The 16,685-nt window shown below is 65.2% G+C and carries 32 protein-coding genes and 1 tRNA gene; 6 read left to right on the top strand and 27 right to left on the bottom strand.

Going from position 1 to position 16,685, the window contains the following annotated elements; all coding sequences use genetic code 11:
- Positions 1-142 precede the first annotated feature (142 nt).
- Positions 143-1,294, top strand: a complete 1,152-nt coding sequence (locus tag ACLQ7T_RS04245; RefSeq protein ID WP_420478296.1) for a GNAT family N-acetyltransferase — start codon at positions 143-145, stop codon at positions 1,292-1,294.
- Here ACLQ7T_RS04245 and ACLQ7T_RS04240 read toward each other — a convergent pair.
- The gene (locus ACLQ7T_RS04240) at positions 1,291-1,644 is read right to left on the bottom strand and encodes a phage holin family protein (protein WP_420478295.1); all 354 of its coding nucleotides are present in this window, start codon (positions 1,642-1,644) and stop codon (positions 1,291-1,293) included. The genes ACLQ7T_RS04245 and ACLQ7T_RS04240 overlap by 4 nt on opposite strands.
- 100 nt (positions 1,645-1,744) lie before the next feature.
- On the opposite strand from ACLQ7T_RS04240, the gene ACLQ7T_RS04235 reads away from it, so the two are divergent.
- Positions 1,745-2,182, top strand: a complete 438-nt coding sequence (locus ACLQ7T_RS04235; RefSeq protein ID WP_420478294.1) for an HIT family protein — start codon at positions 1,745-1,747, stop codon at positions 2,180-2,182.
- A gap of 55 nt (positions 2,183-2,237) precedes the next feature.
- A tRNA-Thr gene (locus ACLQ7T_RS04230) sits at positions 2,238-2,312 on the top strand.
- A gap of 57 nt (positions 2,313-2,369) precedes the next feature.
- Here the strand turns inward: ACLQ7T_RS04230 and ACLQ7T_RS04225 are convergent.
- The 21 genes from ACLQ7T_RS04225 to ACLQ7T_RS04125 form a co-directional block, all read right to left on the bottom strand.
- Positions 2,370-3,536 carry a tyrosine-type recombinase/integrase gene (locus ACLQ7T_RS04225; protein WP_420478293.1) on the bottom strand — a complete coding sequence of 389 codons (1,167 nt, stop codon included), beginning with the start codon at positions 3,534-3,536 and terminating at the stop codon, positions 2,370-2,372.
- A 256-nt stretch (positions 3,537-3,792) separates the two neighbouring features.
- Positions 3,793-3,942, bottom strand: coding sequence for a hypothetical protein (locus ACLQ7T_RS04220; RefSeq protein ID WP_420478292.1), 150 nt, complete (start codon positions 3,940-3,942; stop codon positions 3,793-3,795).
- Positions 3,939-4,238: a hypothetical protein gene (locus tag ACLQ7T_RS04215; RefSeq protein ID WP_420478291.1), complete on the bottom strand. Its 300-nt coding sequence runs from the start codon at positions 4,236-4,238 to the stop codon at positions 3,939-3,941. Before ACLQ7T_RS04215 ends, ACLQ7T_RS04220 begins: the two co-directional genes overlap by 4 nt.
- On the bottom strand, positions 4,235-4,531 hold the full coding sequence (locus tag ACLQ7T_RS04210) for a Y16D family protein (RefSeq protein ID WP_420478290.1): 297 nt from the start codon (positions 4,529-4,531) through the stop codon (positions 4,235-4,237). Before ACLQ7T_RS04210 ends, ACLQ7T_RS04215 begins: the two co-directional genes overlap by 4 nt.
- Positions 4,528-4,827 carry a hypothetical protein gene (locus ACLQ7T_RS04205; protein WP_420478289.1) on the bottom strand — a complete coding sequence of 100 codons (300 nt, stop codon included), beginning with the start codon at positions 4,825-4,827 and terminating at the stop codon, positions 4,528-4,530. The genes ACLQ7T_RS04210 and ACLQ7T_RS04205 overlap by 4 nt, the downstream gene beginning before the upstream one ends.
- Positions 4,828-4,829: 2 nt before the next feature.
- Positions 4,830-5,240, bottom strand: a complete 411-nt coding sequence (locus ACLQ7T_RS04200) for a hypothetical protein (protein WP_420478288.1) — start codon at positions 5,238-5,240, stop codon at positions 4,830-4,832.
- On the bottom strand, positions 5,237-5,455 hold the full coding sequence (locus ACLQ7T_RS04195) for a hypothetical protein (protein ID WP_420478287.1): 219 nt from the start codon (positions 5,453-5,455) through the stop codon (positions 5,237-5,239). The genes ACLQ7T_RS04200 and ACLQ7T_RS04195 overlap by 4 nt, the downstream gene beginning before the upstream one ends.
- Complete coding sequence (locus tag ACLQ7T_RS04190) at positions 5,455-5,943, bottom strand: Lar family restriction alleviation protein (protein ID WP_420478286.1); 489 nt, start codon at positions 5,941-5,943, stop codon at positions 5,455-5,457. The genes ACLQ7T_RS04195 and ACLQ7T_RS04190 overlap by 1 nt, the downstream gene beginning before the upstream one ends.
- Positions 5,940-6,293 carry a hypothetical protein gene (locus tag ACLQ7T_RS04185; protein WP_420478285.1) on the bottom strand — a complete coding sequence of 118 codons (354 nt, stop codon included), beginning with the start codon at positions 6,291-6,293 and terminating at the stop codon, positions 5,940-5,942. The genes ACLQ7T_RS04190 and ACLQ7T_RS04185 overlap by 4 nt, the downstream gene beginning before the upstream one ends.
- Positions 6,294-6,296: 3 nt before the next feature.
- Positions 6,297-7,052 (bottom strand): hypothetical protein, encoded by a 756-nt coding sequence (locus tag ACLQ7T_RS04180; RefSeq protein WP_420478284.1) that lies wholly within the window; start codon positions 7,050-7,052, stop codon positions 6,297-6,299.
- Entirely contained in the window at positions 7,049-7,237 is a 189-nt protein-coding gene (locus tag ACLQ7T_RS04175) for a hypothetical protein (protein WP_420478283.1), read from the bottom strand. The genes ACLQ7T_RS04180 and ACLQ7T_RS04175 overlap by 4 nt, the downstream gene beginning before the upstream one ends.
- Entirely contained in the window at positions 7,234-7,467 is a 234-nt protein-coding gene (locus ACLQ7T_RS04170; RefSeq protein ID WP_420478282.1) for a hypothetical protein, read from the bottom strand. Before ACLQ7T_RS04170 ends, ACLQ7T_RS04175 begins: the two co-directional genes overlap by 4 nt.
- Positions 7,467-7,883, bottom strand: coding sequence for a hypothetical protein (locus ACLQ7T_RS04165; RefSeq protein WP_420478281.1), 417 nt, complete (start codon positions 7,881-7,883; stop codon positions 7,467-7,469). Before ACLQ7T_RS04165 ends, ACLQ7T_RS04170 begins: the two co-directional genes overlap by 1 nt.
- A 43-nt stretch (positions 7,884-7,926) precedes the next feature.
- Positions 7,927-8,751 (bottom strand): phage recombination protein Bet, encoded by an 825-nt coding sequence (bet, locus tag ACLQ7T_RS04160; protein ID WP_420478280.1) that lies wholly within the window; start codon positions 8,749-8,751, stop codon positions 7,927-7,929.
- A gap of 2 nt (positions 8,752-8,753) precedes the next feature.
- Positions 8,754-9,710 (bottom strand): PD-(D/E)XK nuclease-like domain-containing protein, encoded by a 957-nt coding sequence (locus ACLQ7T_RS04155; RefSeq protein WP_420478279.1) that lies wholly within the window; start codon positions 9,708-9,710, stop codon positions 8,754-8,756.
- A complete protein-coding gene (locus tag ACLQ7T_RS04150; RefSeq protein WP_420478278.1) occupies positions 9,707-9,925 on the bottom strand; it encodes a hypothetical protein in 219 nt (72 codons plus the stop codon). Before ACLQ7T_RS04150 ends, ACLQ7T_RS04155 begins: the two co-directional genes overlap by 4 nt.
- Entirely contained in the window at positions 9,922-10,092 is a 171-nt protein-coding gene (locus tag ACLQ7T_RS04145; RefSeq protein ID WP_420478277.1) for a hypothetical protein, read from the bottom strand. The genes ACLQ7T_RS04150 and ACLQ7T_RS04145 overlap by 4 nt, the downstream gene beginning before the upstream one ends.
- Positions 10,092-10,325 (bottom strand): hypothetical protein, encoded by a 234-nt coding sequence (locus ACLQ7T_RS04140; RefSeq protein WP_420478276.1) that lies wholly within the window; start codon positions 10,323-10,325, stop codon positions 10,092-10,094. The genes ACLQ7T_RS04145 and ACLQ7T_RS04140 overlap by 1 nt, the downstream gene beginning before the upstream one ends.
- Complete coding sequence (locus tag ACLQ7T_RS04135) at positions 10,322-10,651, bottom strand: hypothetical protein (protein WP_420478275.1); 330 nt, start codon at positions 10,649-10,651, stop codon at positions 10,322-10,324. The genes ACLQ7T_RS04140 and ACLQ7T_RS04135 overlap by 4 nt, the downstream gene beginning before the upstream one ends.
- Positions 10,651-11,067, bottom strand: coding sequence for a DUF6197 family protein (locus ACLQ7T_RS04130; RefSeq protein ID WP_420478274.1), 417 nt, complete (start codon positions 11,065-11,067; stop codon positions 10,651-10,653). Before ACLQ7T_RS04130 ends, ACLQ7T_RS04135 begins: the two co-directional genes overlap by 1 nt.
- A complete protein-coding gene (locus ACLQ7T_RS04125) occupies positions 11,067-11,351 on the bottom strand; it encodes a hypothetical protein (protein ID WP_420478273.1) in 285 nt (94 codons plus the stop codon). Before ACLQ7T_RS04125 ends, ACLQ7T_RS04130 begins: the two co-directional genes overlap by 1 nt.
- A gap of 105 nt (positions 11,352-11,456) precedes the next feature.
- Between ACLQ7T_RS04125 and ACLQ7T_RS04120 the strand changes: the two genes are divergently transcribed.
- From ACLQ7T_RS04120 to ACLQ7T_RS04110, 3 genes are all read left to right on the top strand, one after another.
- Positions 11,457-12,614 (top strand): RelA/SpoT domain-containing protein, encoded by a 1,158-nt coding sequence (locus tag ACLQ7T_RS04120; protein ID WP_420478272.1) that lies wholly within the window; start codon positions 11,457-11,459, stop codon positions 12,612-12,614.
- A gap of 93 nt (positions 12,615-12,707) precedes the next feature.
- Positions 12,708-13,766 carry a hypothetical protein gene (locus ACLQ7T_RS04115; protein WP_420478271.1) on the top strand — a complete coding sequence of 353 codons (1,059 nt, stop codon included), beginning with the start codon at positions 12,708-12,710 and terminating at the stop codon, positions 13,764-13,766.
- Between the two features lie 107 nt (positions 13,767-13,873).
- Entirely contained in the window at positions 13,874-14,143 is a 270-nt protein-coding gene (locus ACLQ7T_RS04110; protein ID WP_420478270.1) for a hypothetical protein, read from the top strand.
- 69 nt (positions 14,144-14,212) lie between these two features.
- Here ACLQ7T_RS04110 and ACLQ7T_RS04105 read toward each other — a convergent pair whose 3' ends face one another.
- From ACLQ7T_RS04105 to ACLQ7T_RS04085, 5 genes are all read right to left on the bottom strand, one after another.
- Positions 14,213-14,623 carry a hypothetical protein gene (locus tag ACLQ7T_RS04105; RefSeq protein ID WP_420478269.1) on the bottom strand — a complete coding sequence of 137 codons (411 nt, stop codon included), beginning with the start codon at positions 14,621-14,623 and terminating at the stop codon, positions 14,213-14,215.
- Between the two features lie 61 nt (positions 14,624-14,684).
- Positions 14,685-15,056 (bottom strand): hypothetical protein, encoded by a 372-nt coding sequence (locus ACLQ7T_RS04100; protein WP_420478268.1) that lies wholly within the window; start codon positions 15,054-15,056, stop codon positions 14,685-14,687.
- On the bottom strand, positions 15,053-15,358 hold the full coding sequence (locus tag ACLQ7T_RS04095; RefSeq protein WP_420478267.1) for a hypothetical protein: 306 nt from the start codon (positions 15,356-15,358) through the stop codon (positions 15,053-15,055). Before ACLQ7T_RS04095 ends, ACLQ7T_RS04100 begins: the two co-directional genes overlap by 4 nt.
- Positions 15,358-15,939: a hypothetical protein gene (locus ACLQ7T_RS04090; protein WP_420478266.1), complete on the bottom strand. Its 582-nt coding sequence runs from the start codon at positions 15,937-15,939 to the stop codon at positions 15,358-15,360. The genes ACLQ7T_RS04095 and ACLQ7T_RS04090 overlap by 1 nt, the downstream gene beginning before the upstream one ends.
- The gene (locus ACLQ7T_RS04085; protein WP_420478265.1) at positions 15,939-16,613 is read right to left on the bottom strand and encodes a S24 family peptidase; all 675 of its coding nucleotides are present in this window, start codon (positions 16,611-16,613) and stop codon (positions 15,939-15,941) included. Before ACLQ7T_RS04085 ends, ACLQ7T_RS04090 begins: the two co-directional genes overlap by 1 nt.
- Positions 16,614-16,685 lie beyond the last annotated feature (72 nt).

The following is a 16,685-nucleotide window of genomic DNA, read 5'->3' as shown; positions in this document are numbered from 1 at the left end:
TCACACCCCGCTCATTCCGGCGAAAGCCGGGACCCAGTCCTGTCCAGCCTGACGCGGGCGCTACAGGACGGGCGATAGCGCACACCCGGCAAGGACGGATCGCCCAAAGCACTGGGTCCCGGCTTTCGCCGGGATGAGCGGAATGGGGTTTCAAATCCGGGTTCATGAGCGCGTCGCCGGGATCGGGCGTGACGCGTGGGACGCCTGCGCCGGGCCGACCGGCGACCCCTTCGTCAGCTATGACTTTCTCGACGCCTGCGAGGCCTCGGGCAGCGCCGTCCCGCAACAGGGCTGGGCGGGACGCCATCTGGCGCTGGAGGACGAGGACGGCCGGGTGATCGGCGCGATGCCCCTCTGGCTGAAGGCCCACAGCCAGGGCGAATACGTCTTCGACCACAGCTGGGCCGATGCTTATGAGCGGGCGGGCGGACGGTACTATCCCAAGCTGCTGGACGCGGTGCCGTTCACGCCGGCGACCGGGCCGCGCTTCCTGAGCCATCCGGACGCCGATGTGGCGACGGTGCGCGAGACCCTGATCCAGGGAGCGTTGACCCTGACCGAACGACTGGGCGCGTCGTCCCTGCACGTGAACTTCCCCGTCCGCGAGGAATGGGAGGCGATGGGCGAGGCCGGACTGCTGCGGCGGCAGGACATCCAGTACATCTGGCGCAACGACGGCTATGCGACCTTCGACGACTTCCTGTCGGCCCTCTCGTCCAGCCGCCGCAAGACGGTGCGGCGCGAGCGGCGCGACGCCAATGTCGGACTGGATATCCGGGTGCTGACCGAAACGGAGATAACGGAGGCGCACTGGGACGCCTTCTTCCGCTTCTACATGGACACCGGTTCGCGCAAATGGGGTCGCCCCTATCTGACGCGGGACTTCTTCAGCCGGATCGGCGCGACCATGGCCGACCGGATCGCGCTGGTGATGGCGTTCCGGGATGGGGAGCCGCTGGCGGGGGCGCTGAACTTCATCGGCCGCGACGCCCTGTATGGCCGCCAGTGGGGGGCGCTGGACGAGGTCCCCTTCCTGCATTTCGAATTGTGCTACTACCGGGCCATCGACTTCGCCATTGAACGCGGCCTGTCGCGGGTCGAGGCGGGGGCGCAGGGCGACCACAAGATCGCGCGGGGCTACCTGCCCTCGCCGGTCTATTCGGCGCACTTCATCGCCGATCCGGCCCTGCGCGGGCCGGTCGCGGACTATCTGGAGCGGGAGCGCCCGGCCGTCGAGGCCGAGATGCACGCCATGGCGGAGGAACTGTCGCCCTTCCGCAAGGACGCGGGTTAGCGCGCGGGCTCGGGCCCGATGAACCAGCCGGCGATCCAGCTGACGATGCCGGTGACGATGGCCGCGCCGATGCCGGCGCCGAGGCCCGCGACCGTGAAGCCGCCCAGCAACCAGGCGACCAGACCGATCACCGCCGCGTTCACCACCAGCAGGAACAGACCGAAGGTCACCACCGTCAGCGGGAAGGTGATCACCGTCAGGATCGGCCGCACGACAACGTTGGCGACGCCCAGCAGGACCGCGGCGAAGGCCAGGGAGCCGTTGTTGCTGAACGACACCCCCGGCACCAGCCGGGCGGCCAGCCACAGGGCCAGACAGGTGACGAGGAACTGGACGATCAGGCGGATCATGGCGAACTCCATCAGGGAACCTTGACCATAACACCTCACGGACGCGAGGGCTCCCCTCCCCGCGCGGAGATTGCTAGCCTGCCCCCTCACGGAGCCCGACATGACCCTTCACGCCGCCTACGACCCGGACAACATCTTCGCGAAGATCCTGCGGGGCGAAATCCCGTCGGTGAAGGTGTGGGAAGACGCGGACGTGCTGGTCTTCATGGACGTCTTCCCCCAATCGGAAGGCCACGCCCTGATCATCTCGAAGACCTCGACCGCGCGGAACCTGCTGGAGATCGAGCCGGAGGCGCTGGCGAAGGTGATCGCGGCGACCCGGCGCACCGCGAAAGCGATCGAAAAGGCGCTGCAGCCCGAGGGCTTCCAGATCGTCCAGTACAATGGCGAGGCGGGCGGCCAGACGGTCTTCCACCTGCATTTCCACGTCATCCCCCGGTGGGCCGACCGGCCAATGAAGGGTCATGGCCATGCGCCGATGGCGGATGCGGCGGTGTTGCGCGGACTGGCCGACAGGATCGCCGCCGCGCTGGACTAGAAGCCCGCTTGCGTCCGCCCCCGGGCGCCAGCATAAGAACGCCTCCTCAGGGCGGGCCGGCTTAGCACAGCGGTAGTGCAGCGGTTTTGTAAACCGAAGGTCGGGGGTTCGATCCCCTCAGCCGGCACCATTCCTTTCAGGCCCCACGGGCCTTTCGGGACTTTCCCGCCTTCCCGGCAATTGGGAACTAAGGGGAAACTTCGGGGGCCTCCGGTGCAGGGAGTCCCGGAGTAGTCCCGGAGCCCCGGACCGGCTTTGTTCTGCCCTCGATGGCGTTCCGGAGGTCGTCGGTCAGGACGTGGGCGTAGCGCTGGCTGCTGGTGATGCTGGCGTGGCCCAAGAGGGTCTGCACAGCCTTGATGTTCTGGGTGTCCCGGAGGATGGCCGTCGCGGCATGGTGGCGGGCGCCGTGGATGCGTCGGCCGCCAGCGATCCCCGCAAGGTCCGCCGCCTTGCTGAGCCGGTACTCCATCATCGCGTAGGTCATCGGGACCAGGCGCTCAGAGCCGTTCCTGTTCTTGCCCTGCTGGAGATACCAGACGGTGTCCAGCTTGGCCTTCCGCGCCCGGGCGGCGCGGGCCATGAGAGCGCGGCCGTGTTCCTGGGTCAGAGGCACTTCCAGCCGGACATCGCGCTTGCGCCCCTTCTGGAGCGTCAGGACGGGCCGTTCCGGATCGCCGCCGATCTGGTCCAGTTCGAACATCAGCTCGCCCAGCCGGAGCCCGTAGGCCAGCATGACCTCAAGGGCCAGGTCGACGTCCAGCTTCTCGGCATGGTCCAGCCATGCGCCCTGTTCCTGAGCGCTGTAGGTCCGGCTCAGGCCCCGCGGTTCCGACATGCGCAGCGACCGCCAGTCGATCTCCGGCAGCCCGTGGGCGCTTTCCTTGGAGGTCCAGTGGGTCCGGGCCCGGCGAAGGATCGGGCGCAGTGTCTCGATCACGTCCCGGTTCACGGTGGCGGCCGACGGATAGTAGACCTTGGCGTCCTTGGCGGCCCCGCGCTTGCAGCCGATGCCCTTGCGCTTCTGAATCGCCGCCGAGACCGTGGCCTGATTGATCCCGGCCAGGGTCTGGCCGTTGCCGATCAGCTTCAGCAGCGCGGTCAACCTGCGCTCGACGTCGGCCCGGTCGCCCCTATGGATCCCGACCTCGGCCCACCATCGCCCGGAGGCCTCGTCCAGCGTCATGGTCGCGACCGCGCCGAACTGGCCGGTCCCGGCCTCTAGGCGGCGTTGCCTCTCGACGGCTTCGGCTGCACGACGCGAAGTCTGGCCGGTCGAGCCGTAAAAGCGCTGCCCGCGAATCTGGAAGTCGAAGTGCCAGAGACGGCTGTTTTTCGGCCTGTAGACTGACACGGGGCTAGCTCCGTCTCCCGGTTGAGGTAGGCCCGCAGATCGGCCTCGGTGTAGCGCTGGCTGTTCTGTCCGGTCGGAACGGACTTGATGGCGCCGCCAGCAACGAGCGCCCGGAAGGTCTTGGCGTCAAGGCCCAGGACGGCCTGAGCCGCCGAAGCGGTGGCAAGGGCGCACTTCCCGAAGGCCTCGGCAAACCGCCCTTCCGTGACCGCGCCCAGATAGGGGAAACGGTCGTTGGCCGGCGCTCTCCCTTCACTCATGGTCTTTGTCCTGACGGCTTGCGGTCTGCGTGTTTGAGCATGGCCGCGAAGATGTTGTTACGCTGACGGGCGGACGGCTCGAGGATGTGCGAGACGATCAGGGCGTATTGGCGCACCCACCAGAAAAAGAGGCGCAGCTGGGTCACGACCGTCCCTCCTTCAGGCTGTCGAGGAAGGCGACGGTCCGGCGCTTCAGTCCGTTGGAGAGCCATGCCGCGCGGTCCACGTCGTCCGGCTCATCGGGGTAGGTTTCGAGTTCAGGCACTGCTTCCCGCAGCAGCCCGACCGCCTCATCCCTCTGCGCTTCCAGAGAGCGGATGCGGGCGGCGGCTTCGAGGCCGTCAGGGTTGCGGCGAACAAGCTTTCCGCCTCCGTGTCCGTTGTCCACCAGATCGGTCGCTTTTAGCCTCTCCACCAGATCATCAGCGGGTGCGTCGGTCACCACAGGTCCTCCGAGAAAAGTGTGTGCGGCGCGGGCGTCTTCCAGACCTTGACCTGACTGGCGGCAACTGCGACGTCGAAAGCGCGCTTCCGATCAGCGAACGATCCGTCCGACAGGATGAAGCCACTCTCGTCTGGCTTGAGGCCCTCGACCAGGGCGAACAGATTGTGGTGGCGCGCAGGCGCCGGCGCGGCGATCATCACCGGCACGGCGCGCGGGTCTTCGTGGCCTTCCAGGCGATACAGGTGCGCTACGCCGACCACGCGCAAGGGGGCGTCGGTAGGGGTGGTCATTGCGTGTTCGCCTTCATGTGCGCCGACAAGTTCGCTTGACCGGCGGGACTGATTAGGATTTGCCCGCGCGTGGTCTCGCCGTAATCAGCAAGTGTGAGCCAGACGATTTCCGCCTCTCCGACGATGGAGACGAACTCGGCCATTAGGTCCTTCGTCATGCGCGGCAGGTCTCGATAGACGTATCCATCGGCCATGTAGGTTTTGCCGCTGATCGGCTCTCCCTTCGGAAGCGGCCACGTATCGAGGGCGCGCTGTGCCGGAGACAGGTCGATGAGTTTGTTAGTCAGGTCGTCCATCATCACCCCTCCCCTTCCGCGACGATATGTTTCCGACTGTCCGACCCGGCGCGGAGGATGGCGATGCAGAGGGCGAGGGCGAACGAATGTGCCTCGCCTTCGATCTCTCCGTCTTCGGTTCGTGTCCATGCGGAAAACGGGCGGACGGTCGGATAGGCCGGGTCGATGCGGTTCTCCTGAAATCCCCACATGACCCCCGGCAGCACCCGCTCCGCCAGAGCAATGGCGGCGTCGAGAGACGTGGTGACCTTGGCGGAATTGACGTAAAGCCGAGTCTTGCCACCGTCCATCGAATACCACGATGAACCGAAGTCCATGTGCCAGATGTGACCCGTCGCCTTCAGGACAAGATCATCGAGCTGTCCAGACCCCGCCTCAGCCTCCTCAAGCCGTTCGATCAGTTCCTGGGTCACTGTTTGCCTCCTGTGCGGGCGGAAAAAGCGGATGAGGCTTTGGCCCACGAGAAGTCGGGACCGGCGTAAACGTCGAGGCCGAGTTCGCTGGCGGTGACGGAGGCGCGTGTGGTGATGGCGGAGTCAAAGGCCAAGACCCGGACCTCATCTGCCGAGAGGCGGACGCCAGCACCACGTTCGTGAGCGGCCATGATCGCAATGTGGGGGTCGCGCATCACCCTTCTCCTTCACGTTGGGCGGGGGAGATAAGGGCGAGGAGGTCGGACACAGCTTCGGAAACGGCTGCATCTCGCTCGCTAATCCGCCATTCGACATTGTATGAGCGCAACGGGTCTGTTTCCGAGCGTCGGGCTCGGGCTACGGCGATCATTACGATCTTCTTCACCGCCTCCCTCGTCACCCCTCCCCCTTGTAGGGGTTGGGTGGCGGCGTAATCGCAGCGGCACCCCATGACCTTCAGACGGTCACAGGTCTCGCACGCCTCCACCGCCCCTGATGCGGGGGTGCGGGTGTTCCAGGCGGTCGAGGCGCGCTCGTCTGCGGAGGGCTGGTCGGCGCGCCCGTGAAATGCGGCCCCAGATCGAGCGCCGCAGTCAGGGCACCCGGCTTGCCGGCCGTCCCGAACATAGATGGTGTGAGCCCGAACGCTGCCACAGAACGGGCAGGGCTTGAGCGCTACTCCTGCGGTGGGTTGGTCGGTCATTTCGGATGCCTCTTGAAGCCCGCCGGTAGCGGCCACGACGATGGCGGTCGCTGCTGACGAGCGCTGTCAGGAACCATGACGTTGAAGCCTTCAGCTGAGGCCAAGTTGTTGTTCATCCACGCCCGAAGGGGGCTAAGGTCGCAGGCGGCGCGGTAGGTGTGGGCGTACAGACCCGCTACACCCACCTCCCGTTTCAGCACACCCGCCTCTACTGCTTCGTTGAGCGCGGCGGTGGCGCGAGGCGACACATTCCACGGCGTCTGAAAGGTCAGGGTCGTCTTTGAGCCCATGCTGAAATGTGCCGCGCACATCATCTTGGCGTCGTCGCTCAGAGCGTTGAAAGCCTCCATCGCTCACGCCTCCCCAAGAGCGGCGTCGATGGCTACGATCGCGACGTTTGCCCGTGCGAGAACTTGATTACCCCCGAGTCGATAGACGATCTCGGCTCGCGCCGTTTCCAGCGCCGCCCGCATCCTCTCCGTATCGGAGGAGGCGGGGTGGGTGTAGAGGGGCACGATGGTCCTCCCCATCTGTTCGACGTATTCCCGTTCGCGCTTAGTCGGTGGCCACAGCTTCGGGTCGCCGGGGTATCTGGTGCCGTCATTCCACACTTGGAACCACGCCACCGCTTCCCCCTCTCCAACAGAGACAGGGGCGGAAAGGGCGAACCGCAGCCGAGCAATCGACGGGGCGACGTGGCCGTGCCATTCGGCAGCGCCTTCTTCGGTCAGCGCGTCGCCAGAGAGTTCGTCCAGTCGGGCAATCAGGAAGGCGGCTTCCTGCCGGACATCCCCACCCATTCCCCCGGTGTCGGGAGAGGGGGCGGCGGAACCCGTGGGGAGCCAGCCAACGAACCATTCATCAGGGAAGCCGCCGTGGCCGACCGGAGCGGATAGACTCCAGCCCGTGTCGAAGCCGTCATCAGCGATGCCGGGGTGATGTATCACGATCTCTTGCCCGTTCCACCGCGCGAGATCATCCCGCGCGGGCTTAACACGCGGATACAGGTCATGGTGGATCAGCGCCCGGATCAGGGTTCGGTCCCTCGGCGCGCTCTCCATCGAACGCCAGCCAGAGGCGGACACCTTCCGTTCAGTCTCTTTGGTCATTGGTCAGGTCCTTGGAAAAGGTCGCGCTGGGCAGGCTGGCCACGGCGCTCGGCATTCGAGGCCCAGGTTTCGAGGGTTGGTGCGAATGCGCGCTGGGCCGGGAACGGGGAGTTGGCGAAGGCCTCCGCGGCGTAGCGGTGAGCGCCGGCGGTGAACGCGGCGGTGTCGGCGGGGGACGAGGTCATGCCGCCGCCTCCCGGTCTGCCTTCATCCGATGGGTGATGGCCCACGACAGGGCATCCATCTTCCGACGGGCGGCTTGCGAGTGCAGATAGACGCTCCGCCCGGCGGCGTGGTCCGGGTTGGCGTTGGCGGGGTCGCTGGAAAGCTCCTGCAGCCATGCGGTCAGCTCCGCCGTAGTGTAGGCGTCCGACAGCCGTGCCGGGCTCCAGCCGTAGGTGCGGCGCGCGCCCATCAGCCACCCTCCCCGCGATACTCAGCGTAGAGACGGTCAGCCACGGCGAAGGGGTCGATCCCGCGCTCAGACCAGAACCTGGCCTCCGACATCGAATGCTGAAGCTCATGGCAGCGGCGGTTCAGCGGGGTGGCGTACCGATCGCTCGGCTTGACCTGCATCCCCGTCGGAAGCTTGCCGCGCTCGGGGCTGGCCATCCGGATATGCGCCGCGTCACTGGGCGCCGCGGCGCCGCATCCGCAGGCGCACGGCTGGCGGCGGAGAAACGCCAAATACCTGGTGTCCCGCTCCCGGCCGCGATCAGCCTTGCCGCCCGGCTTGCGGGCCGCTGCGATCTTCATCCGGCGCTCGCGGTTCTTCTTCCGGGTGATCTGGGCGGCGGCGCGGAGGATCGCCTTTTCCTGAGCCGTCGTCATGCGACCGCCCTCCCCTGCACCTGATCGTCGTTGGCGGGGGTCATCAGCGATCCCCCGGGAAGTCGTCGCCAGCGGTCGCGCCACCCGCTTCGGTCTGCTCCTGATCGAAGGTTTCGGCCTCTCCACCGTCGACTTCGGGCTCACCATCGCCGTTGTTCGCCGTGAACCCCTCAGCCGGATGATCGGACGCCGGTCCCTCAAGGCGCGCCGCCAAGCTGGGGGCCTCGCGCGGGGTGACGTCTCGCACGGAGCCGAAGGCCTGGCCCTCGACCTCCTCAGCGGCGTACTCGTTGCCGATCTCCTCCGGGAAGGCCCGGCGCAGGGCTGCAGCCTCGGCGCACTTCTCCAGCTGGCCGCGCGGGCGCTTCTTCCACATCGCGTTCGGCGCGGAGGTGTCGCGCTTCGCCGATGCATAGGTCTCGATCCAGTAGACCTTCGGGCCGACGAACGGCACCCGCTGGCCGGCGATCAGGCGGTAGACAGTGCACTGCGCCCATTCGGGATAGCTGATCTTCGTGCCGGACAGATCGGCGTCGATCACCGGGCCGTACTGGGTGTCATCAAACCCGGCGAAAGATCCCGTCCGCATCGCGGTCGTGCGCAGCTCAGCGATGCCAGGCCACACGGTGTCGACCATGCCGCCGCGCTTCTTGTCGTAGATCGGGACGATCTGGACAGGCTTCTTGAAGATGTCGAGGTTCCGCGCCTTGCAGTAGGCGAGCGCCATGACGACGCTGTCGGGGGACTCGGCGGCCGGAAAGACGGCCTCGCAGAGAACCTTCCACCCGCTCCGGTTGATGCCGAAGCGCTCTTCGACAACGGGGTGATACGGCAGGCGCGGGGCCTGAAACTGGACGACGGCATTCATGGCTATGCGGCCTCGTGATGTTCGGTGTTGTCGTTGGCTTCGGCGGCGCGGATTTCGAGCTCACGGTCGATCCGGTTGGCCGCGTAGGCGGGGAGTTCGAGGTATTCAGCGTCCTTGCGACCGCCGCCGGGTCCGGGCCATTCACCCGACCTGACGCAGGCGGCGAACTGGTCGATGGACCGGCGCAGTTGCATCCGGCCGCGCTCGATGTCGGCGCCGGTCAGGACCGTGATGCGGACGCAGTGGGGCGGGCTCTTCTCGACCCAGACGAAGGCGAAATCCTCCATCTCGCGTCCGAGAACAGCTTCGGAGGCCATGGCCACCAGAGCGGCCTGCATGTGGTAGCCGAAGCTGGCCAGCGACCGACCAAGGCTTTCATCCGCGACGCTGTCCGTCGTCTTGAGGTCGGCGAACAGGCCCGAGCCCTTGGGGATGTTGTCAGGCCGGCTCTTGAGCCAGACGCCCGACTTGTCCTTCCAGATCAGCGAACGCTCGACCGCGCCGTCCAGAATGCCCGCTTTCACGAGCGGGTGGGCGCCGAGCGACCGGGCCATGCCGGTGATCTTCTCCAACTCACCGTCGGTGATGATGGTCAGGCCAGCCTTGATCCTTTCGTCACGCCATTCGCGTGCGGCAGCGGTCCGCCAGTCCTTCCACTCCGAAGGGCGGACTGCGAACTCCTCATCGAAGCCCTTGCGGCCCAGGTACAGCAGATGGTGGGCCGCCCTTCCGATGGAGAAGTGCGGACGGTCCTCCGGTTCCGGGGGGAACGGGTTGTAGGGGCTGGAGTAGAAGTAATGCGCCGGGCTCTGCGCCCAGATGGTCCGCAGCCCGGACGACGAGATGGACGGCGCATCGCAGCAGTCGCCGTGATAGATCGCCATAGGCAGGTCGTAGACACCGGCCTCGGTGATCTTGCCGCTTTTCGGCGCGGCGCGCGGGTTCAGCAGACCGCTCACGACTGGATCGACCCGATGGCAGCGAAGCCGACGGCGACCACAAAGATCAGGGCCAGGGCGACCCAGAACCGGGAAGGCTCACGCTCGGAGCGGTCGTCCTCGTTGTCGTTGGCGGCGGTCACGGGGCGGCGAGGGCCGAACTGCTGGATGTGCTGGTCCCAAAAGGCCTGCCAGTCGGTCCCGTCGTCGTTGGCGTGGGTGCGTTGGGGCGTCATGCGAGAACCCTTTCCAGATCAGAGACGGCCTTCTCAGCCGCGCGCTTGGCGGCGATGGCCTGTTCAGGGGTGTCGAACTCGCCCAAGGCCTCCCAGAGGGTGCCAGGGCCGACGAGGGCGAGGCGGTAGAGGCGGTTGATGCCGGGGCAGATCAGGAGCGTGGCCATCAGTTGGCCCCTTCGCGCACGGCCCACTCGGCGGCGGATGTCAGGGCGGTAGCGATCTCGGACTTGCCCGCCGGGTCGCCAGCGATGGCAACGGCCTCGGCAGGCGCCGGGCAACCTTCCACCCAGACGACCAGCGCAAAGCGAGCGTTCGTTCCCTCGAACAGAACATCGGCGAACCCGCAGACCTGCCCCATCATCGCCGCGATGAGTTCGGACTTCTCAGCGCCGGTCATGCCGCCCTCGCAATCGCAGCGGGAGGCGTCGGGTCATTCCGTTCCGCCTGTCGAATGGCCCGGATCAGGTCCGCAGCCATGAGGATGTCGCACTCGGACAGGTCCTCATCGTTCACCGACAGGGCGGACTCGATCAGGAAGCCGAGGGCTTGGCGGGCGAGCGGAGGGGTCTGGCGGCGCTTGGTGTGCACCGAGATGATCATCCGGCCGTCGGCGATGTAGCGGGGGCAGCGGACGCCCTCCTCTCCCCGTTGCTGGATGATGCGGGACAGGACGGTTTCCACTGCTCCGCCGACCGGGCGGGGTCCTTCGACAACGGCGCCCATCACGCGGCCTCCGACGCGGCGCGCTCGGCGTCCGTCATCCACGGGTGGATGGGCTGGGCGCCGGTGGCCGCCTCAGCTTGAGAGGCAGCAGTGCGGAGGGCGGCGACGACTTCGGCCTGAGTGCGCTCAGGAGCGTCGTTCCACTTCGGGACTTCGTAGCGGTCGCCGGAGCCGATGGCGGCTGCCAGCGCCTCGCAGGCCGCAACCTTTTCCGGAGTCGAGATGGGCTGGCACCAGATCGCGCCCGCGGCGCACCAGCAGACCGGCGTCAGGTCGGCGGGGAGGTCATCGGCGTCATCATCGAAGTCGGAGATGTCTTCGCCCGCCTCATTTCGATACTCGGCGCCCTGCGTCCAAGCGCCCGGCGTCTCCAGCAGGTCGGCGGCCTTGGTCAGGATTTCGGAAACGGTGGCCATCAGGCGGCTTCCTTCATTTCAGGGGTCGGAACAGCGAAGGCTCGGGCGCGCTGGGCCTTGGCCTCGTCGGTGCGAGCCTGCATCTGCGCCGCGATCCACGACCGGGCGTCTTCAGCCTCGACCAGAACCGCGCCGTCGTGGGGACGGTTTCCGTAGGTCATCCGACCCCAGATGACCTTGTGCAGGTCTTCCGACATGACGGCGGCGATCTGGGTCTTGCCGTCCCAGCTCAGGAAGTAGCTGACGGCGTCAGCGGCGGCGGTTTTCGTGGCGGTGGGCGACATGGCGTCCCTCATCGGTTGATGAGAGGACGATAAGTCGGAGATTTCCGACTGTCAAACGGAAAGTCGGATATTTCCCACTAGTAGCCGCTCAGATACACTCCGACCATGACCTCCGCCCCTTCCCCCGCTACGCTCCCCGACTGGGGAGGGCTGTTAGATGATCGCTTCAGCGAGACGCCGGTGTTGACGCCACCGGATAGAGCGTCCGTAGTCGCGGCTGGTGACCGGCTGCGAGAGGTCATTCCCGCCGACGCCTACGACAACCACGCCGAGGCCTTCCGTATCGCCCATGACTGGCGAGAAGCCCATCTGGTCCCGATGCACCGGATGCTGGTTGGGCTGAGCGCTCGGGCCAGGTCCGTCGCTCCGGACGCCATAGTCGCCGGTCGGATCAAACGCCTGTCGTCAGTCCGCAAGAAGCTAAGGCGGTCGCGCATCAACCTCTGGGATATCCAGGACATCGCCGGGGTCCGCGCAATCGTTCCCGACATGGACGCCGTGCAGGAAATCGTTCGCCGCTACGAGAGCGGGCAGAGCCGGCACCGCTGGGCCAAGTCGGACAATCACATCGCAGAGCCCAAGGCGAGCGGGTATCGCAGCCACCACCTCATGATGCGCTTTGTCGGTGACGGAGAGCTCGCAGCGCTGAACCGGCGCTCGGTTGAAATCCAGGTCCGCACCCGACTGCAGCATAGCTGGGCGACCGCGTTGGAAGCCGTCGGACTAATGCGAGGCGAGGATCTCAAGGCCGGGGAAGGAAACGCCGATTGGCTGCGATTCTTCGCACTAATCTCCGGCCAGTTCGCGGAGGAAGAGCGCCAGCCCATGGTCCCCGGCCTTCCGGAGGAGCGTGCACACCGGCTCGAGGAAATCCGCCACATTGAGGACCAGCTCGGCGCCATCGCCACGCTCGAGAGCTACAATGCGGCAATCCGCCGGATCGGAACGGTGCATGGAGCCCGCGGCGGCCGGTTCACCATCCGGTTCGACCGGCATGCTCAGTCTGTGACCGTCACCCCGTTTTATGCGGGCCGGATGGGCGACGGAGCAGAGGCTGAGGGCCAAGATGTCGTCGTCGTTGAAGTCGACCGTATCGACGCCCTGGCAGAGGCCTATCCTAACTATTTTGCCGACGTGACGGCGCTGTCGGCGCACCTGCGAAAGATGATCCAGCCCGAGGAGGCCGCGCAGGAAGGCATTCGGGCGCCTGGCAACCACAAGCTCTCGTGGCTGCACGATTATCTGAACCGGCTTCGGAAATGATCGTCAGCTTCGGCGCCGTCCCTTCTATGGAAGAGGCGGCCTAGACTCCCGCCCCGGTTGCTGGCTAGCTGCAACCGTCTCTGGGGAGGGCACATGGCAGATCCACAAGTGATCAAAATCAGCGGCGAGGATGAGGCATTCGCCTACCTGGACCGCGCCCTGAAATCCGAGTTCTCGCCCGAGAGCTTCCCTATAGTCGTCTTTGACGGCTGGCCGGTCTTGGACGTCTATCTTCCCAAGACACCTGATGCATCCATAACGCCGACCATGATGGCGGCGTTCATTGAGATGCAGGACGCGGTGTACCGGACCCACAAGCTAATCAATGCGGACACGGGCAACCTGCGCACTTTGAGCAAGGCTGAACGCGAGGCATACGAGTTTCGAGTTCGCGTTCGCTCTGGAAGCAGCGGATATGCTATAAATCTGGGCGAAACCCTCACAAAGCTGGCTACGGAAGCCATCGGAAGAATGACACCAGAACAACTCGTGATCACCGTTCTGGGAAGCGCAGCAATCCTTGGTGCAGGCTACGCATGGGGCGCGTGGCTAAAAACTCGTGCTGAAGTTCGGAAGGCAGAAATCGAGGCCGATGCGGACACTACAAAGGCGGGTCTCGACCAAGTTGAGCGGATGAGATTCTATGAGGTGATCGAGCGCCAAACCGCAGCCGACGAACGCAAGATGACGATCTTGGCGCAAGCGTTGCAGCGGCAGCCAGTTCTTGGCGATATCGAAGTCGCGGCCGATCAAGCCAAGCAGAAGGTTGTCCGGGCCGTTGCGGAGGAAGACGGAGGCGGTTCTGTAAATGGGATCGAACTAGACGCGTCGACAGCAGGAGAACTGACGAGCACACGCCGACAGGAATCCGTCGAGGTATCAATCACCGACAATTTCCGGGTAGCCAAGGTCGATACGACTGTGCCCGACGGTTTCAGGGTTACATTGACGCGGGAGACGGGGGAGGATGTCGTCGCTTCAGTGTTGGACATCCTGAAATCAGCGAACCAGCGGGCCCTCTTGAAGGATGCTGAATGGAACAAGACGGCAGTGACCGTTGACCTCACCGCTCGCCGTCTTCGCAGCCGGATCGTTGACGCCGTGATTGTCGATGTGCGGCCTGTCCAAGATAACGACGAGTCAGCGGCTTAACGCGCCCTCCACTCCCAAGGCCTCTGCGCTACCTTGACTGAGGCACGCCCGCTCCCAAATCGATCGCCCGAAGGACGAGGGGTCCTTCGTCGATGAGAGGGAGAACCATGCAGAAGGTCATCGTTGAGCCCGTTGACGGGGGTTGGACGGTGAACGTCGAAGACGTCGACAACCCGATGATGTTTGCGAGCGGACGGGCAGCGGAGGATGCAGCCCGAGACCTGGCGCTGAAGCTGGCGGCGGGGGGAACTGACGTTGAGCTGGAGCTGCGCCTCCGCGGCGGAGAGCGAGCGGCTCGCTTCGTGGTCCTGGCGCCAGTGGAGCATGAGGACCGGCCGCTGATGCTCAACACGACCCGGGAGGTCGCATTGGTTTAGGCCAAGCCGGTGGAGTGGCCGGCTATCTGGCCCTCCACTCCCAAGGTCTGTGGAGCCCCGATGAGCCGGCTATCCGATCAGTCCCACAAACAAGGCCAGTGCATAGGCGCCGACGAGAGCGCCGAACGGAATAGAGATTAGTGACGTCCAAACCGATCCAAGGGCTTGGCGAACTAGTATCAGCAAAACGGTCACGACGCCGACCAGTGCGAAGACCGAGAAAGTGCCGAAAACTCCTGCGCCGACGGCATCAAAATGCCGCTTCAGGAAACCAGCAGTCCAGATCGCGCCTCCCAAACCGGCCACCACGCCAAGGGTGACCGCGCTGAAGAACGGCCCGAACTGCCTCCCGCGACGCCGCTTTGCCGCGTAGCGGAGCTCAGCCTCGGATGGGGCTTCCAGCTTACGAACCCATGGCGGCGTCATCTCATCGCCAAGCTTGGGCCTCGTCGCTCCTGAGCGCCCGGTCTGATCGCTCATCGCGCTCGCCACTCCCAAGGCCTCTGGAACTCGCCAGCCCGACCAAGCCGATGGGCGTGGATCACTTCTTCGGCGGCAGGCGCTCAGCCAGCATCGTCTCAATGCGAACTTGCCCCTCACGCAGCGCAGTGAGTTGGGCGTCAGCCTTGTCGGAGGCCGCGTTGACGTGGGTCAGCAGAAAGAAGAACCCGCCCGCGAGCGCCAGCAGAACAAAGCCGATCCCACCTGCAAGCCAGTTACGCAGCTCTCGCACATCGTCGCGCAAACCGCCCAAGCGGTCTTCGACAGATGCTTTCCAATCGTCCATGCCGCCAGACGTGCCCCCTCCACCCCCAGTATGCAAGGCCCCCTTCTCGGCAAACTGCCTCTCAATCTCGTCGAGCCTCTGGTTCATAGACTTGAGCGGCGGAAAATCATGTAGCTGAGCCATCATTCTGACTCCTCTAGAGCCGCGCGCATCTCGGCTTCGGCCTCCGGGTCCATGCGAGGAATGGCGTTTTGCATTCCTTGAAGTTGGGCGTAGGCATCGCGAAGAGATTCAAGAGCAGCCTGATTGTTGCCCGCAATCAGCTCCGCGATCGCGTTTCCGAAGCTGGCCTCCAGCACCACTAGCCTGGTCATGAATTGGTAGAACTCACCGCGACGCACCGGCTGGGTAAAGAACTCTACCACTTCATCGGCGTTCTTGCCCGCCAAGGGGTTCGCCAGCTTAAGGTCGTCTGCTTCATCAGACATTACAGGTACCTTCCGAGAAACTCGGCATCCGCCTTAGCGAACGCTTCGCGGCGCCATTGCTCGATAGCGCCCGCGGTCGCGGCCGCACGCTGGCTGTCTGTGGTCAGGGTGCCGACAAAGCGGGTAGAATGCCGCAGGATATAGGACCGCTCGACCCGGCCGTTCTGCTCGACTTCGAACAGGATAACGCCAGATGCGACGAAGGTGCGACCGCGAACGGTTGAGGCGACCCCGCCGACGAGCGGCAGGTAATCGACCCCGCCGCGCTCCACGGTAACGTCACCAGATTGGACGACGGCGCGCACTTTGATGTCGCCCTGGCCCGTCAGTCGGGAGGACAGATGAACGCGGAGGGCCTGTGACACGGCCTCTGTGAAGCGCGGGGCGTAGAGCTCTGAGACATCCGCCGAGATGACTGTCGAGGATCGGCGCGGCGTCAGAGCGCCTTCGTCCACCACTTCAAACCGTCCGGCGACCTTCTGCGCTGGCGGCGCGACGTACGGCGGCAGGGGAAGTTGGCGTGGTCCCGAAGCGCACGCGGACACCAGCAAGACCGACACAATGAGCGCAGCCGATCGCATCAGATCCTCCTCGCGAACCAGACGACCCGGCCGATGACCGTGACCAGCTCGGCCGGCACGCGGTACTGGTTGTGGTTCTTGTTGTCGGATATCAGCACGACTTCGACCGGGTCGGATGCGGGAACCTTCTCGATGCGCTTCACGACAGTCGCGTCGGAATCGAAGATCGCATAGACGCCGGGCTTCGCCGGATTCGTCTCTGACAGGTCCACCATCACGCGGTCGCCGGACCAGAGCGTGGGGTACATGCTGTCACCATCCACGGTCACGACACCCAGGCTCGACGGTGAAACCCTCAGCTCGCTCTCGAGATACCGGCGAGAGAACTGCCAGTAGTCGATGATCTTCTCCTGATCGACCAGCGAGCCGCCACCGGCGGACAGGCGCACGTCGTACTCTGGGATTGCGACCATCGTCCCGGCTTCGACATTCAGGTCGACGTCCGGCGTCGTCTGCTCGCCGCCGTCGCCAAACTGGCCCGAAAGCACTTCAGCCGATGTGGCGTTCAAGCCCTTGGCCAGCTTGGCGAGATTGTCACCCCGGACCGACTGCTTCTTGCCGTTGATGATGTCGTTGACGAAATTCCGCTCAAGCCCACCATCCCGGGCGGCCTCGAACGGGTTCTTGCCGATCTGCGCGAGGCGTTTTTCGACGACTGTCTTGAGCGATGCCATGTCGGATTTCTCCGACGTGCGCAGAGTCGATGCCAGACGGAAGTTTCCGATTGACGTAGTAGGAAATCTCCG

It is taken from the genome of Brevundimonas sediminis (assembly GCF_048799765.1).
Classification (GTDB): Bacteria; Pseudomonadota; Alphaproteobacteria; order Caulobacterales; family Caulobacteraceae; genus Brevundimonas.
This window is presented reverse-complemented; position numbering and strand designations above follow the sequence as displayed.

What these genes read in the sequence shown, in the direction of transcription:
- ACLQ7T_RS04245 (WP_420478296.1), top strand. Translation starts at nt 143, where the DNA reads ATGGGGTTTCAAATCCGGGTTCATGAGCGCGTCGCCGGGATCGGGCGT.
- ACLQ7T_RS04240 (WP_420478295.1), bottom strand. Translation starts at nt 1,644, where the DNA reads ATGATCCGCCTGATCGTCCAGTTCCTCGTCACCTGTCTGGCCCTGTGG.
- ACLQ7T_RS04235 (WP_420478294.1), top strand. Translation starts at nt 1,745, where the DNA reads ATGACCCTTCACGCCGCCTACGACCCGGACAACATCTTCGCGAAGATC.
- ACLQ7T_RS04210 (WP_420478290.1), bottom strand. Translation starts at nt 4,531, where the DNA reads ATGACCACCCCTACCGACGCCCCCTTGCGCGTGGTCGGCGTAGCGCAC.
- ACLQ7T_RS04205 (WP_420478289.1), bottom strand. Translation starts at nt 4,827, where the DNA reads ATGGACGACCTGACTAACAAACTCATCGACCTGTCTCCGGCACAGCGC.
- ACLQ7T_RS04195 (WP_420478287.1), bottom strand. Translation starts at nt 5,455, where the DNA reads ATGCGCGACCCCCACATTGCGATCATGGCCGCTCACGAACGTGGTGCT.
- ACLQ7T_RS04190 (WP_420478286.1), bottom strand. Translation starts at nt 5,943, where the DNA reads ATGACCGACCAACCCACCGCAGGAGTAGCGCTCAAGCCCTGCCCGTTC.
- ACLQ7T_RS04185 (WP_420478285.1), bottom strand. Translation starts at nt 6,293, where the DNA reads ATGGAGGCTTTCAACGCTCTGAGCGACGACGCCAAGATGATGTGCGCG.
- ACLQ7T_RS04180 (WP_420478284.1), bottom strand. Translation starts at nt 7,052, where the DNA reads ATGACCAAAGAGACTGAACGGAAGGTGTCCGCCTCTGGCTGGCGTTCG.
- ACLQ7T_RS04175 (WP_420478283.1), bottom strand. Translation starts at nt 7,237, where the DNA reads ATGACCTCGTCCCCCGCCGACACCGCCGCGTTCACCGCCGGCGCTCAC.
- ACLQ7T_RS04170 (WP_420478282.1), bottom strand. Translation starts at nt 7,467, where the DNA reads ATGGGCGCGCGCCGCACCTACGGCTGGAGCCCGGCACGGCTGTCGGAC.
- ACLQ7T_RS04165 (WP_420478281.1), bottom strand. Translation starts at nt 7,883, where the DNA reads ATGACGACGGCTCAGGAAAAGGCGATCCTCCGCGCCGCCGCCCAGATC.
- bet (WP_420478280.1), bottom strand. Translation starts at nt 8,751, where the DNA reads ATGAATGCCGTCGTCCAGTTTCAGGCCCCGCGCCTGCCGTATCACCCC.
- ACLQ7T_RS04150 (WP_420478278.1), bottom strand. Translation starts at nt 9,925, where the DNA reads ATGACGCCCCAACGCACCCACGCCAACGACGACGGGACCGACTGGCAG.
- ACLQ7T_RS04145 (WP_420478277.1), bottom strand. Translation starts at nt 10,092, where the DNA reads ATGGCCACGCTCCTGATCTGCCCCGGCATCAACCGCCTCTACCGCCTC.
- ACLQ7T_RS04140 (WP_420478276.1), bottom strand. Translation starts at nt 10,325, where the DNA reads ATGACCGGCGCTGAGAAGTCCGAACTCATCGCGGCGATGATGGGGCAG.
- ACLQ7T_RS04135 (WP_420478275.1), bottom strand. Translation starts at nt 10,651, where the DNA reads ATGGGCGCCGTTGTCGAAGGACCCCGCCCGGTCGGCGGAGCAGTGGAA.
- ACLQ7T_RS04130 (WP_420478274.1), bottom strand. Translation starts at nt 11,067, where the DNA reads ATGGCCACCGTTTCCGAAATCCTGACCAAGGCCGCCGACCTGCTGGAG.
- ACLQ7T_RS04125 (WP_420478273.1), bottom strand. Translation starts at nt 11,351, where the DNA reads ATGTCGCCCACCGCCACGAAAACCGCCGCCGCTGACGCCGTCAGCTAC.
- ACLQ7T_RS04120 (WP_420478272.1), top strand. Translation starts at nt 11,457, where the DNA reads ATGACCTCCGCCCCTTCCCCCGCTACGCTCCCCGACTGGGGAGGGCTG.
- ACLQ7T_RS04115 (WP_420478271.1), top strand. Translation starts at nt 12,708, where the DNA reads ATGGCAGATCCACAAGTGATCAAAATCAGCGGCGAGGATGAGGCATTC.
- ACLQ7T_RS04110 (WP_420478270.1), top strand. Translation starts at nt 13,874, where the DNA reads ATGCAGAAGGTCATCGTTGAGCCCGTTGACGGGGGTTGGACGGTGAAC.
- ACLQ7T_RS04105 (WP_420478269.1), bottom strand. Translation starts at nt 14,623, where the DNA reads ATGAGCGATCAGACCGGGCGCTCAGGAGCGACGAGGCCCAAGCTTGGC.
- ACLQ7T_RS04100 (WP_420478268.1), bottom strand. Translation starts at nt 15,056, where the DNA reads ATGATGGCTCAGCTACATGATTTTCCGCCGCTCAAGTCTATGAACCAG.
- ACLQ7T_RS04095 (WP_420478267.1), bottom strand. Translation starts at nt 15,358, where the DNA reads ATGTCTGATGAAGCAGACGACCTTAAGCTGGCGAACCCCTTGGCGGGC.
- ACLQ7T_RS04090 (WP_420478266.1), bottom strand. Translation starts at nt 15,939, where the DNA reads ATGCGATCGGCTGCGCTCATTGTGTCGGTCTTGCTGGTGTCCGCGTGC.
- ACLQ7T_RS04085 (WP_420478265.1), bottom strand. Translation starts at nt 16,613, where the DNA reads ATGGCATCGCTCAAGACAGTCGTCGAAAAACGCCTCGCGCAGATCGGC.